Consider the following 12,823-nt stretch of genomic DNA (forward strand, 5'->3'; position numbering starts at 1 on the left):
GAAATGTACCTTTTCCTATTCTCTAAGTAAGGGCATGGAACAACAACGAAATGATCCACCAGATTTAATGATTTCGGAAAAATCAACCTCGAGTACTTCATACCCTCTTTTTTGCAATTCTTTATTAACCCCTTCATTCATAGGTAAACTAATTACCTTTTTGTTGCCAATGGATAATACATTTGTACCTAATGTTTCTTGCTCTTTAGCGCTTACGTGAATGAATTCATAACGTTCTCGCAGTAATTTTTCTTTTTCTTTATGAAATTCCCCTGGGAAAATTAATCCCTCTGTAGGAGAAAGAATATTAAAGACACAATCTAGATGGAGATATGTATCCGTAAACGGGACAGCTATGACATCATAAGAAGGCATCAAGGTCTGTAAATGGCGGACCGCTGCTTCATTTGTACGCTGACTGATGCCTACAAAAATTGTTTTCCCATCAATAATCACATCGCCGCCTTCAATAAAATTGCCTTTAATATCTGTATAAGTGATTTCTTTTTTCTTTAAATAATCTATTAAAACTCTTTCTTCTCCATGTCTAGCATCTCGTGCCATTTCTGCCACAAAGATCTGACTTCCTAAAGTGAAGCCGATATCTCTTGTAAAAACCTGTTCATGGTATTTTTCTTCTGTTGGAAGAAGCAGTGTTTCCACTCCATTTTTTTGTAGAGTTTCAATAAACATTTCATGCTGCTTTACGGCTAGTTTTTTATCAATATTTTTCTTTGCATGTTTTTTTTGAATATCATTTATAGGGACTTTAATAGCCATATATTCGGGAGAAACTAAGACCACTGTTTTTAATGGATCATATTCATTGGAACAATGTATTTTCATGATAAAACCCTTTCCATTATAGTATAGAAATTAGTTTTTCCTGAATGACTTTTTTTATGAAAGAACTTGTGAAATCATTTTTAGGGGATGAGGTTTATGTGAAGGCAATGAAAGACACAATTGCAAGAATAAGTGGTGGAAGTGGTGTTCATAGAAGGGATATGGGCAAGAAAACCTAGAGGAAGTGGCGTTCATCAGGGAAATGAAAGCGAAGAAAAACCAGTAGAAGTAGCATTCATTTCACTATTATAGTTAAACCAAAGGAAAAAAAGACAGACAAAAGCCAGTGAAGAATGCCTTCACTGGCTTTTGTCATTTAGTCATTAGTTTTCGTCAATATCTTTACGATTTTTCTTAAATAGTTTAGAAAGAATTTCATAAACAATAGGGACGATAACAAGTGTTAACAACGTAGAACTGATTAAACCACCAATAACAGTAATACCAAGGTCTTTAGAGATTAATCCACTACCACCAGAACCAACTGCTAGTGGAATTAATGCACCAATTGTTGCAATAGCTGTCATTAGAATTGGACGAAGACGTGTTGATCCTGCTTCAAGAATCGCTTCACGCATATTCATTCCATCTCGTTCCATATGAATGATTCGGTCTACTAATACAATGGCATTCGTTACTACAATACCAATTAACATTAAGAGCCCCATCATTACCGAAACAGAAATGGTCTGACCTGATAGGTACAATCCGACAAACGAACCGATAACAGCAAATGGTAAACTGAATAGAATCGAAAATGGAGCAACTCCTTCTCGGAATGTAACAACAAGGATAAAGTACACGATCGCAACAGCAGCAATCATAGCAATACCTAATTGTGTGAATGTTTCATTCATATCTGCAGTTACACCCGCAACTCCCATTGTAACGCCTTTTGGTAAGTCGATTTTATCGATTTCTTTATCTACTTCATTTGTTACTTTGGACACATTATCACCAATGATTTTTCCTGATACAGTTGCATAGTACTCGCCTTCACTACGAGAAAGCGTATTTTGGGTAGTTCCCTTTTTTACATCCACAAGTTTTGAAAGTGGCATATTTTGGCCAGTAGCAGTCTGGATTTCTGTATCTAGCATATCGTCGATTGATTTCGGCTGTGCTGATTTTTCTTGTTGGACAATAACATCAAGCTCCTGCCCGTCTTTTTCAATCGTTGTTAACACATCTTTTGAATTGTTAGGGCTTAGTGTCGCAAGTAGCTGACCAGCTGTTAACCCATATTGTAACAATTCTTGCTGATTTACTTTAAATGTATATTCCACATAAGCGTCTTCAGCTGTTGTAGTAACATCTTCTAAACCATCATTCTTTTTTAGCATATCTTCCACTTTTTTCACTGACTCATTCAGCTTATCTAAATCTTCACTGTAGAATGTATAGCTAACTTCATTTGTTGACATTCCGGTTGATGAGAAGTCTTGGGATTTCCATTCGCCAGATTGGTCGAGATTTGTAATATATTCCTCAATTTCATCACGAGCTTCAGGGAAATTTTTCATATCTTCATCAAAGATGAGATACATAAGTGCACCGCCAGCTCCAGTGCCCATCATTGCGCTTTGTGCATCAGCTGTATCATTTATCGATAATTGAACGATATCGATATCTTTGCGGTCAAGCATTTTTTCTTCTACTTCTGTAACGTTCTTTAATGTCTCATCCTTTAGTTCACCCGTTTCTGGAGTGTAGGTGATATACATCGTTTTTTCTTCTTCACTTCCTAGGAAGCTAAAGCCGATTAAAGGAGTGAGGGCAACACTTCCAGCTAATAAAATAACAGCGATAACGGAAGTGATGATTTTATGATTAAGTGCTTTTTCGAGAATACCTTTATACCAAGTTGCCAATTTTCCAGCTTCTTTATGATTACTTTCTGTTTTCTCACTATATAATTTTTTCTTAAATAAGAAATGAGAAAGGGCTGGAACGATTGTAATGGCAACAAGTAATGATGCTCCAAGTGCGAAAGCCATTGTTAAGGCGAAAGGACGGAATAATTCTCCAACCATGCCTCCAACAAACATTAATGGAGCAAATACCGCAACTGTTACTAAAGTAGAAGACAGGATTGGTTTAAACATTTCAATCGTTGCTTCTCTAATTAGCGCGCGGCCAGTTAATTTTTCTTCTTTCAGGTGCAAGCGTCGATAAATATTTTCCACGACAACGATGGAGTCATCGATTACCCTTCCAATTGCCACGGTAATAGCACCTAGCGTCATAATATTTAATGTGATATCCATCCAGTTTAATAGTAGCAATGCCATGAAAATAGATACTGGAATGGAAATAATCGAGATAATCGTTGATTTAAAATCACGTAAGAATAGTAAAATGATTAATACAGCAATTAAACAACCAAATACGGCCTTTTCAACCATTGTAAGCACAGATTTTTCAATCGGATCTCCTTGGTCGAGAGAAACATCAATTACTAAGCCATCAATATTTTTTTGCTCATCTTTAATTAAATCTTTTACACTGTTAACAACATCAACAGTGTTTGCTTGTTGACCTTTGACAATTTGGATGGCGATTGCATCTTTACCATTTGTACGAGAAACTGATTCCACTTTCCCAACTACTTCAATTTTGGCAATATCGCTAAGTTTTACAAATGGGGAAGGATTTTGTTGAGATGGAGTGACAGGAATTTGCATATTCTTTAGTTCTTTTTCTGTCATAAATTTCCCATCAATTGCAACTGCTTGTTCGCCTTCTTCAAACTCGTAAAGTCCTAAAGAAACTGCTAAATTACTCGCTTGAATCATATCTTTAACAGTATCTTCCGTTAAATCTAATTGCGCCATTTTTTCTTTATCATATGTTAAATCTACTTCTTCAATATGCTGACCTGTGATAGTTGCAGAAGCGACACCATTAATCTTTTCGATTTTTGGGAGAATGATATCTTCCACAGTTGAGGTTAATTCGGTAATGTCTTCTTTTGTACTGCTGACACTTAACGCTACAACTGGCATCATGTTCATACTGATTGCTGTAATTGTAGGTTCCTCTGCATCTTTAGGTAAGGTGACATTATCCAGAGCGGATTGTAAAGCTCGTTTTGCTTCATCCATATCCGTCCCATATTCATATTCTAATTGAACATTTGCCATGTTCGAATAAGAATTCGAATAGACAGCTTTAACATCTTCCAGATTTTCTACTACTTTTTCTATCGGTATGGAAACTTCTTCCATGATTTTCTCCGGCGTAGCTCCCGGGTAAACATCCATTACGGTTAAGTATGGAATAGAGATATTTGGTATGGTTTCCATATTCATTTTTGTACCAGAATAGATACCTGATACAGTAATAATAATGGTTAGTAACCAAACCGCAAGCTTGTTACCTAACACAAAATTTACTAAACCTTTCATAATACACCTTCCCTTTATTGACTAATCTAACTCATTTACTTATAATAAATGACTAAGTAGTCATATGTCAATCAATAGTACATAGGAGAGAATGAGATGACAAAAAAACAGCTGATCATGGAAAAATCAATAGAGTTATTTGCAAAGCAAGGATTTGCGGCTACTTCCGTTCAACAAATAACGGAACATTGTGGGATTTCTAAAGGGGCCTTCTATTTATCCTTTAAGTCAAAGGATGAACTAATTATGGCTTTAGTTGATTATTTTATGGAACAGTTCATCGTGAAACTTGACTATGCAGTCAATCACGTAGATGATATTCTTTATCATTTTTATTATGAAATATTATATACATTTAAGGAAAATTCTAGTTTTGCGATGTTATTTAATAAAGAGCAAGCGCTTTCGTTTAATGAAGAATTTATTCGAAAGTTTACTTATTATGATCATTTATTGGAAAAAACAATCGAGCATATGATTGGAGAAGTATATGATTCATCCAAACAAGCAATCAAGTATGATTTAGTATTTAGTATTAAAGGGTTTCTTAATACTTATACGCATATTGTATTAAACCATAATAAATATATTGATTTTGATTTACACAGGCTTGCAAAATCTCTTGTAGAGAAAACAGACATCCTAGCTTCATATACAGAATCACCATATTTTACAGAAAGTATCTATCAGTTGCTGCATCAGTCCGTTAAGGAAGAAAGTGCGACAAAAGAGGATTTACTGCAACTTATAAAAGGGAAAAGGGAAGAAGTAGATGATCATTATGTGAACGAATCGCTTTCTTTACTGATAGAGCAGTTGGAAGAGAAAACATTGAACCCGGTTTTACTAAAAGGATTGATTGAAAACATTCGACATCATCGTGACTGTATTTGGTTATCCTATTTATTATTTCAATATTTTCAGCTTCATCCGAGTCATCAACAATAGATATATTTTAAAGATGAATTCTTTACAGGATTCATCTTTTTTTATTTAAATCCTTTCAAAGCAATAAAGGAATCGTATCAAATAAAATAATTCTTGATAAAAGTGAAAATATACACTAAAATTGAAATAAATCATTTGTTATGACGAATAAATGAGAGTTTGTAATGATAAAGGAGAAAAAAATGAAGGTATTTCAAGCAATTATAATGACGGTATTTATTGGATTTATCGGTTTTTTTGCAACAATGTTAACCACTTTATTCACAGCGAGTACATTTTATCTATGGTTTTTACCGATTATTACTGTACTTTATATAATAACTGTTTATCTATTAATTTTTGAATGGTGGAAGAAAAAAGCGGTCAAAAAGGCAAGATTAATGATTTTAGCTATTAGTATCTGCGGGATAGCGGGTTATATAATTTATGAACATTACGATAAAAATTTAGAGGTTGTTAGTAGTCAAGATACAGATTTAACAGAATATATGCCATTTTTAGAGGGAACAAAAGCAGTTTCTCTGAAAGAAGAATCACTATTTAAAATTGAAAAAAATCTTCCGCGGTTAGATGGCTCTACCGCTCTTTATCCTGTATATGCAGGATTTGTTCAAGCAGTGTATCCACAAAAGAAGTATCCGTTAGAGGAAAGTGAGGTAGTTTCAAGTCAAACAAGTGAGGCATATAATCGCTTATTAAATCGTGAGGCAGACATCATATTTATGCCAAAGCCTTCAGAGAAACAATATAAAATGGCTGAAAGCCAGGGGGTGAAATTAAAGCTGACGCCAATTGGGAGAGAGGCATTTATCTTTTTTGTTCATGCGAAAAATCCAGTGGAAACACTCAGCATAGAACAAATACAGGATATTTATTCTGGGAAAATAAGAAACTGGAAGGAAGTCGGTGGAAAGCATGAAAAAATTAGAGCATTTCAAAGACCAGAAGAAAGTGGCAGTCAATCTGCCTTGCTAAGGGTCATGGATGGAAAACCGTTAATGGACCCTCCCACAAAGGATATTGTCGATGCAATGGAAGGCATAATAAGTGAAACTGCAGACTATCAGAATAAAAGTAATGCAATTGGATTCTCTTTCCGGCATTTTTCAGAAGATATGGTGCGTAATGGAAAAATAAGAAATATTGCTGTTGATGGAATACCTCCTACAGTAGAAACAATTAAAGATGGAAGTTATCCATTCATTAATGAATTTTATGCTATAACGCTGGAGGATAATAGCTCTCCCCAAATAGATGGATTTTTAAAATGGATGGTGTCAGAGCAAGGCCAACAGATTGTTTCGGAAACTGGTTATGTGGCAGTTGAATAGATACTAATATGTGGAAAATCTTTATTTGGGTAACCGGTAGTATTTATTACTGACCGAGTTACCCATTTATATGGTAAACAGCAATGAAAGAATCTTTATTTTGTATTTATAAGTGAAAACTAACTAATTAGAATGATAGATATCAGCCAAAACAGCAGGGGAATCAGCCAAAGTAAGAAAATATCAGCCAAAATAGCAAGGGAATCAGCCAAACTAGGAAAATATCAGCCAAAACAGCAAAGAAATCAGCCAAACTAGAAAAATATCAGCCAAAGCAGCAAGGAAATCAGCCAAAGTAAGAAAATATCAGCCAAAGCAGCAAGGAAATCAGCCAAAGTAAAAAAATATCAGCCAAAGCAGCAGGGGAATCAGCCAATGTAAAAAAATATCAGCCAAAGCAGCAGGGGAATCAGCCAATGTAGGAAATATCAGCCAAACGCGTCCAATCCTCATAAAAATGAAAACCAAAAAGCTTCATTAATTTTTTGTCTATTTTATAAAGCTGGATGCCTGTAACTATCTTGCTTGGAATTCTGTTACCGTGAACAATCAAAAGAAATATTGACACTCATAATCTACTATATTTATAATCTCCCATATAAAGAAAGCGTTTACTTTTACATCACTAAAAGAAGTAAACGCTTATTTTTTTACAACTAGGTAGGTTTAGCAAAAGACTTAAGTTGCTTAAAACATTTAAAACAGGAGGAACAGGAATGAATCACTGGTTAAGGAAATTACTCATTATTCTAACGATATTTGTTCTTGTGTTCACGACACGAGGCTTCTCATTCAATCAAATGAACGTAAAAGCAGGGAACACAAGTGGAAAAGACATACCTGAAAACACATTAAGAATTCATTATCAAAATGAGGAGAACAAGTATCAGGATCTAGGGTTATGGCTGTGGGAAGATGTAGAATCACCAACTGCCAATTGGCCACAAGGTGCTGCAGCGTTTGAAGAAGAGAATCAAGATGAGTATGGTACATATATTGATATCCCTTTGAAAGAAGATGCTAGAAAGGTAAGCTTTCTTGTTGTAAACAGAACCAATGGAGAGAAAGAGAGTGGAGATAAGTCAGTTACGATAAACAATCCATCATTAAATGAAATATGGATTAAAGAAGGTTCAGATAGTGTTCATCTATTTGAGCCGGTAGAGCTGGCTGACAATACAGTTAGAATTCATTATCAAAGAGATGACCAAAACTATGATAAGTTAGGGGTGTGGTTATGGGAAGATGTAGAATCACCTACTGTTAATTGGCCAACTGATGCCGTAGCGTTAGAAAAGAATGATCGCTATGGTGCTTATGTTGATATAAAAGTGAAAGAGAATGCTAAAAAAATTGGCTTTCTTATTGTAAACCGTGAAAATGGTGAAAAGATAGCCGGAGACAAAGGATTTGCATTATTGGAAGAATACGATCATTTGTGGATTAAAAATGAAGATGATCAAGTGTATATTTCACCATACTGGGAATCCCCAACTGATTTAGTATCAGGGGAACTATTGTCTGACACAACCATCCAATTAACTTTTTCCAGTACAAAAGGACTTGTGGAAGAGGAAATAGCGCAAGCATTATCTATTGTAGATAAGGACAAAGAAGTAATAGATTTTCGTGCAGTGAAAATTATTAATGAAACCACAGTGGAAATAACAGGTATTTATGATGGGGAAAAGGGGCCTTTTACAATCTCTTATCAAGGAAGATCTGTTACAGCTAAATCTGGGTGGAAAATGTTAGATGAAAATTACTTTTATGAGGGCAATGATTTAGGGGCCACTTATCATAATAAAGATGCAACATTAAAATTATGGGCACCGAAAGCCTCAAAGGTAACCGCTGTTTTTTATGATAAAAATGATGCAGCAAGGAAAATCGGCAGTTTAGATTTAGTACAAGGGGATCAAGGGGTATGGAGTATTGAAGCGAAAGCGAGTGAGCTCGGCATCAACGACACAAGAGGATATTATTATCAATATGAAGTAACCAATGATGGAAAAGTATCTAAAGTTTTAGATCCTTATGCTAAATCAATGGCAGCATTTACTGTTAACACAGAGGGAAAAGTTGGCAGTGATGGCGATACAGTAGGAAAGGCGGCCATTGTTGATTTAAGTCAAACCAACCCAGCTAACTTTAGTGGTGTTAACATCGATGGCTATGAAAAAAGAGAAGATGCGATTATATGGGAAGCTCATATTCGCGACTTTACTTCTGATCCAACCATTGAGACTGATTTAAATGGTCGCTTTGGAACTTATAAAGCATTTATTGATAAACTGGATTATATAAAATCCTTGGGTGTTACACATGTCCAGCTCCTGCCAGTTAATGCTTGGTATTGGGGAGATGAAACGAGAATGGGAGAAAGGGAATTAGCGTATTCGGCAGCAGGAAATGAATATAATTGGGGGTATGATCCTCATAACTATTTCTCACCAGATGGTGCCTATTCTGAAAATTCAAAAGATCCAGAACTGCGCATTAAAGAATTAAAGGAGCTAATTAATGCGATTCATGCTGCTGGCATGGGAGTGGTTCTAGATGTTGTATATACACATATGTCCAATGCTAGTCTATTAAATGATATTGTTCCAGACTATTATTTTTTCCAAGACAGTAACGGTAAGTTTGTGGGAGGATTTGGAAATAACTTAGCTACAAATCATAAAATGGCGGAAAAGCTAATGATAGATTCAGTGAAATATTGGTTTCGTGAATTTAAAATCGATGGCATGAGATGGGATATGATGGGGGATGCAACCTATGAAGCTGTTCAAAAAGCTTATGATGAAGCGAAAGGCATCAATCCCAATGCATTATTTATTGGAGAAGGGTGGAGGACGTTCTCTGGTCATTTAGCAGACCCATCTTTGGCAGGAAAAGGTGCAGACCAAGATTGGATGGATAAAACTGATGATGTCGGTGTTTTCTCTGATGAAATAAGAAATGAGTTAAAATCGGGTTTTGGTTCAGAAGGAGAGCCGCGCTTTATCACTGGCGGAGCTCGTAATATTCAGACGATATTTAATAATATAAAAGCACAGCCATCCAATACGCCAGCAGATGATCCAGGAGACATGGTGCAATATATTGAAGCACATGATAATCTGCCGCTCTACGATATTATTGCGAAAGCTTTGAAAAAAGATCCAGCCATTCCAGAAAATGATCTAGAAATTCATAAACGCATTCGCCTTGGAAACTCATTGATTCTGACTTCACAAGGCACGGCATTTTTACATGCAGGACAAGAATATGGAAGAACCAAGCAATGGCTAGGAGAGGGAATTCCAGAACAAAAATATGATGCTTTTACAGATGAAAATGGCAATGTGTTTGGTTACTTTGTTCATGATTCCTATGATTCATCTGATGCCATTAATATGTTTGATTGGTCCAAAGCCACCAATGAGGAAGCATATCCAATAAATAATGAAACGGTGGAATATACAAAAGGATTAATTGAATTAAGAAAATCAAGCAATGCTTTTCGACTAGGTGAAAAGAGTTTAGTCGATTCTAATGTAACCATGATTGATGCACAAGAGATTCAGGAAGAAGATGTTATTATTGCCTATAAAAATGAGTCAACAGACAATACAGGCAGCTATTATGTATTTATGAATGGTGATACAAAAGCTAGGGAGCTGACATTAAGTGAAGATTTAACCGAATTTAAAGTAGTAGTGGATAATGATGAAGCAGGTAAAGATTCTGTTGAAGAGAAAAGTGGCTTCACTTTAACAGCAGAAAAAATAACACTTGAGCCACTTACTACTATTGTCATAAAAAATGAAAAAGAGACAGGCGGAAATCCGGATGATGACGACAAAGAGCCCAATGATCCAGAAAATCCAGTGGATTCAACAGATCCTGAAGTTCCAGAAAAACCAGATAAAGAAGCCCCAGTTAATGCAGATAAGAATCCCATTGATAATAAGGGAGACAAAGGAGATAACGGTGAGAAGGCTGATAATAACGGAAAATCAAAAAATTCCTTGCCAAATACAGCAACTAATAATGGCACATATCTACTGATTGGGATAGTTATTTTAGCAGCAGGTGTTTGTCTTTCTATCATCGTTCGCAGAAAAAAAGCAGATGCAGAATAAATAAATAGATAGCAGAAGTTAGGAGTATAGCTAACTTCTGCTTTTTGTATTTAAAAAAGGGAAAGAAAGCAAAAAAATAATGGACGAAAGTATAAGAACGAAATTTTGTGCGCACCTTATTATTCAGAAGGAATGGTAAAATGAAGAAAATAATAGCAATGGTTACTTTTTTTTGTTTAATAGCACTCCCTACGATGGTATTTGCTGATACATATATCGTTAAAAATGGAGATTCGATGTGGGAAATTGCGGTGAAATATCAAATTGGCTTAACAGAGATTATTGCTGCGAACCCACAGATTTCAAATCCTAGTTTAATTTATCCAAATCAAAAATTGACTATCCCCAATATTGATCCCATTAAAACAGTAGAATGGGAAGTAATCCGACTTTGCAATATAGAACGTCAAAAAATGGACTTCCTGCTTTAACGGAAAACTGGGAATTATCAAGAGTTGCTAGAGATAAATCGATGGATATGGCTCAAAAAAAGTACTTTAGTTATACAAGTCCAACATACGGATCGCCATTTGATATGATGAAAGCATACGGAATTAGTTATAAAGCAGCTGGAGAAAATATTGCTCAAGGTCAAACAAGCGCATAAGCAGTAGTTCAAGCGTGGATGAATTCGAGCGGTCATAGAGCAAACATACTAAGTGAAAACTTTACACAAATCGGTGTAGGATATCACCAAAATGGTAACTATTGGACGCAAATGTTTATATCAAAATAATATTTTAGCAAGGGATTACTACTTAAAATTAAGTGATAATCCCTTTATTTGTAGTGATGAGATAATACTTCTAATTTTGGTAGCTAGCTGGCTATTAATGCTTCCTCTTGAAAATCCACACAGTTCTCAGTGAAGCCTTGCCAACCATTTTCATATAGTTATTCGACAACCGCGATAAAGTGGACAATTGCCAAAACATTTAGTGACAAGACGAATCTTTTTGTGAGAAAATATTTTTAAAAAGGAGGCTATGTCCATGTATAGTTTTAATAATGATTATAGTGAAGGAGCACATCCACGAATTTTACAAGCATTGCTAGAATCCAATTTGCAGCAAGAAATAGGATATGGGCAAGATTCCTTTACACACAAAGCAGTTGAAATATTGAAAGAAAAACTGAATTGTGAGGAGGTAGATGTTCATCTTTTAGTTGGCGGAACGCAAACTAATTTAATTGCCATTTCTGCCTTTTTAAGACCACATGAAGCAGCCATTGCCGCTAAGTCTGGACATATTTTTGTTCATGAAACAGGAGCTATCGAAGCAACTGGTCATAAGGTTCTTACAGTTGATACGGAAAATGGCAAGTTAACACCAAGTCTAATTCAAAAGGTACTTGATGAGCATACAGATGAACATATGGTAAAGCCAAAACTCGTATACATATCCAATTCAACTGAAATTGGAACGATTTATTCCAAAAGCGAGCTTAAACAGTTAAGTGAATTTTGTCAGAAGAATCAATTGCTTTTCTATATGGATGGAGCACGTTTAGGGTCAGCACTTTGTGCCAAAGACAATGATCTTACGTTAAGTGATTTACCTCAACTTCTGGATGCTTTTTATATTGGCGGTACCAAAAATGGAGCATTGATGGGGGAAGCGCTTGTGTTAAAGAAAGATTCCTTAAAGGAGGATTTCCGTTATCATATTAAGCAAAAAGGAGCAATGCTGGCAAAAGGCAGAGTGCTAGGAATCCAATTTTATGAGCTATTTAAGGATAATCTTTTCTTCGAATTGGCTGAACACGCTAATAGGCTGGCAGAAAGACTAACAACAGCATTAGCCGAGAAAGGTTATCGTTTTTTAACCCAATCTTCGACTAATCAGGTTTTTCCGATTGTTTCTAACGATAAGATTATAGAATTACAGAAAAATTATAACTTCATCATATGGGGAAAAATTGATAAGGAACATTCTGCGATTCGGCTTGTCACCTCTTGGGCAACAAAAGAAGAGGAAGTGGAGCGGTTTATTAACCATTTAAAATAAGAATAATTAAAATTATCAATGGCATACAGGAATATTTCGGTATGCCATTATGTATTATTTCCTATGAAAGTTCCGTAGAAAAGAATTTGAAGAATTGCTACAGAAAAGCGCTAATAGTTAGACCACTAAATTTGCTAATTATAAGAAAAACA

8 protein-coding genes and 1 pseudogene are annotated in these 12,823 nt (G+C 35.4%); 7 read left to right on the top strand and 2 right to left on the bottom strand.

Annotated features, from left to right (window positions below; all coding sequences use genetic code 11):
* Positions 1-15: 15 nt before the first annotated feature.
* On the bottom strand, positions 16-846 hold the full coding sequence (locus NX902_RS07410; protein ID WP_095332115.1) for a dimethylarginine dimethylaminohydrolase family protein: 831 nt from the start codon (positions 844-846) through the stop codon (positions 16-18).
* Between the two features lie 56 nt (positions 847-902).
* On the opposite strand from NX902_RS07410, the gene NX902_RS07415 reads away from it, so the two are divergent.
* Positions 903-1,025, top strand: coding sequence for a hypothetical protein (locus tag NX902_RS07415; protein ID WP_268877130.1), 123 nt, complete (start codon positions 903-905; stop codon positions 1,023-1,025).
* A gap of 144 nt (positions 1,026-1,169) precedes the next feature.
* Here NX902_RS07415 and NX902_RS07420 read toward each other — a convergent pair whose 3' ends face one another.
* On the bottom strand, positions 1,170-4,253 hold the full coding sequence (locus NX902_RS07420) for an efflux RND transporter permease subunit (RefSeq protein ID WP_095332117.1): 3,084 nt from the start codon (positions 4,251-4,253) through the stop codon (positions 1,170-1,172).
* A 96-nt stretch (positions 4,254-4,349) separates the two neighbouring features.
* Between NX902_RS07420 and NX902_RS07425 the strand changes: the two genes are divergently transcribed.
* The 6 genes and pseudogenes from NX902_RS07425 to NX902_RS07450 all read left to right on the top strand — a co-directional run bounded on the left by NX902_RS07425 (position 4,350) and on the right by NX902_RS07450 (position 12,671).
* Positions 4,350-5,201 (top strand): TetR/AcrR family transcriptional regulator, encoded by an 852-nt coding sequence (locus NX902_RS07425; protein WP_341160673.1) that lies wholly within the window; start codon positions 4,350-4,352, stop codon positions 5,199-5,201.
* A gap of 182 nt (positions 5,202-5,383) precedes the next feature.
* Positions 5,384-6,532: a PstS family phosphate ABC transporter substrate-binding protein gene (locus tag NX902_RS07430; RefSeq protein ID WP_095332120.1), complete on the top strand. Its 1,149-nt coding sequence runs from the start codon at positions 5,384-5,386 to the stop codon at positions 6,530-6,532.
* Between the two features lie 132 nt (positions 6,533-6,664).
* The gene (locus tag NX902_RS07435; RefSeq protein ID WP_275068801.1) at positions 6,665-6,790 is read left to right on the top strand and encodes a hypothetical protein; all 126 of its coding nucleotides are present in this window, start codon (positions 6,665-6,667) and stop codon (positions 6,788-6,790) included.
* Between the two features lie 458 nt (positions 6,791-7,248).
* On the top strand, positions 7,249-10,662 hold the full coding sequence (locus NX902_RS07440; protein WP_341160674.1) for a pullulanase: 3,414 nt from the start codon (positions 7,249-7,251) through the stop codon (positions 10,660-10,662).
* A 140-nt stretch (positions 10,663-10,802) separates the two neighbouring features.
* Positions 10,803-11,398, top strand: a pseudogene (safA, locus tag NX902_RS07445) (SafA/ExsA family spore coat assembly protein).
* Between the two features lie 256 nt (positions 11,399-11,654).
* Complete coding sequence (locus NX902_RS07450; RefSeq protein WP_171509463.1) at positions 11,655-12,671, top strand: threonine aldolase family protein; 1,017 nt, start codon at positions 11,655-11,657, stop codon at positions 12,669-12,671.
* Positions 12,672-12,823 lie beyond the last annotated feature (152 nt).

The organism is Niallia sp. FSL W8-0954, from assembly GCF_038005605.1.
Lineage (GTDB): Bacteria > Bacillota > Bacilli > Bacillales > Cytobacillaceae > Niallia > Niallia circulans_A.

Coding starts and splice junctions, on each gene's coding strand:
- NX902_RS07410 (WP_095332115.1), bottom strand. CDS start 846: ATGAAAATACATTGTTCCAATGAATATGATCCATTAAAAACAGTGGTC.
- NX902_RS07415 (WP_268877130.1), top strand. CDS start 903: ATGAAAGAACTTGTGAAATCATTTTTAGGGGATGAGGTTTATGTGAAG.
- NX902_RS07420 (WP_095332117.1), bottom strand. CDS start 4,253: ATGAAAGGTTTAGTAAATTTTGTGTTAGGTAACAAGCTTGCGGTTTGG.
- NX902_RS07425 (WP_341160673.1), top strand. CDS start 4,350: ATGACAAAAAAACAGCTGATCATGGAAAAATCAATAGAGTTATTTGCA.
- NX902_RS07430 (WP_095332120.1), top strand. CDS start 5,384: ATGAAGGTATTTCAAGCAATTATAATGACGGTATTTATTGGATTTATC.
- NX902_RS07435 (WP_275068801.1), top strand. CDS start 6,665: ATGATAGATATCAGCCAAAACAGCAGGGGAATCAGCCAAAGTAAGAAA.
- NX902_RS07440 (WP_341160674.1), top strand. CDS start 7,249: ATGAATCACTGGTTAAGGAAATTACTCATTATTCTAACGATATTTGTT.
- NX902_RS07450 (WP_171509463.1), top strand. CDS start 11,655: ATGTATAGTTTTAATAATGATTATAGTGAAGGAGCACATCCACGAATT.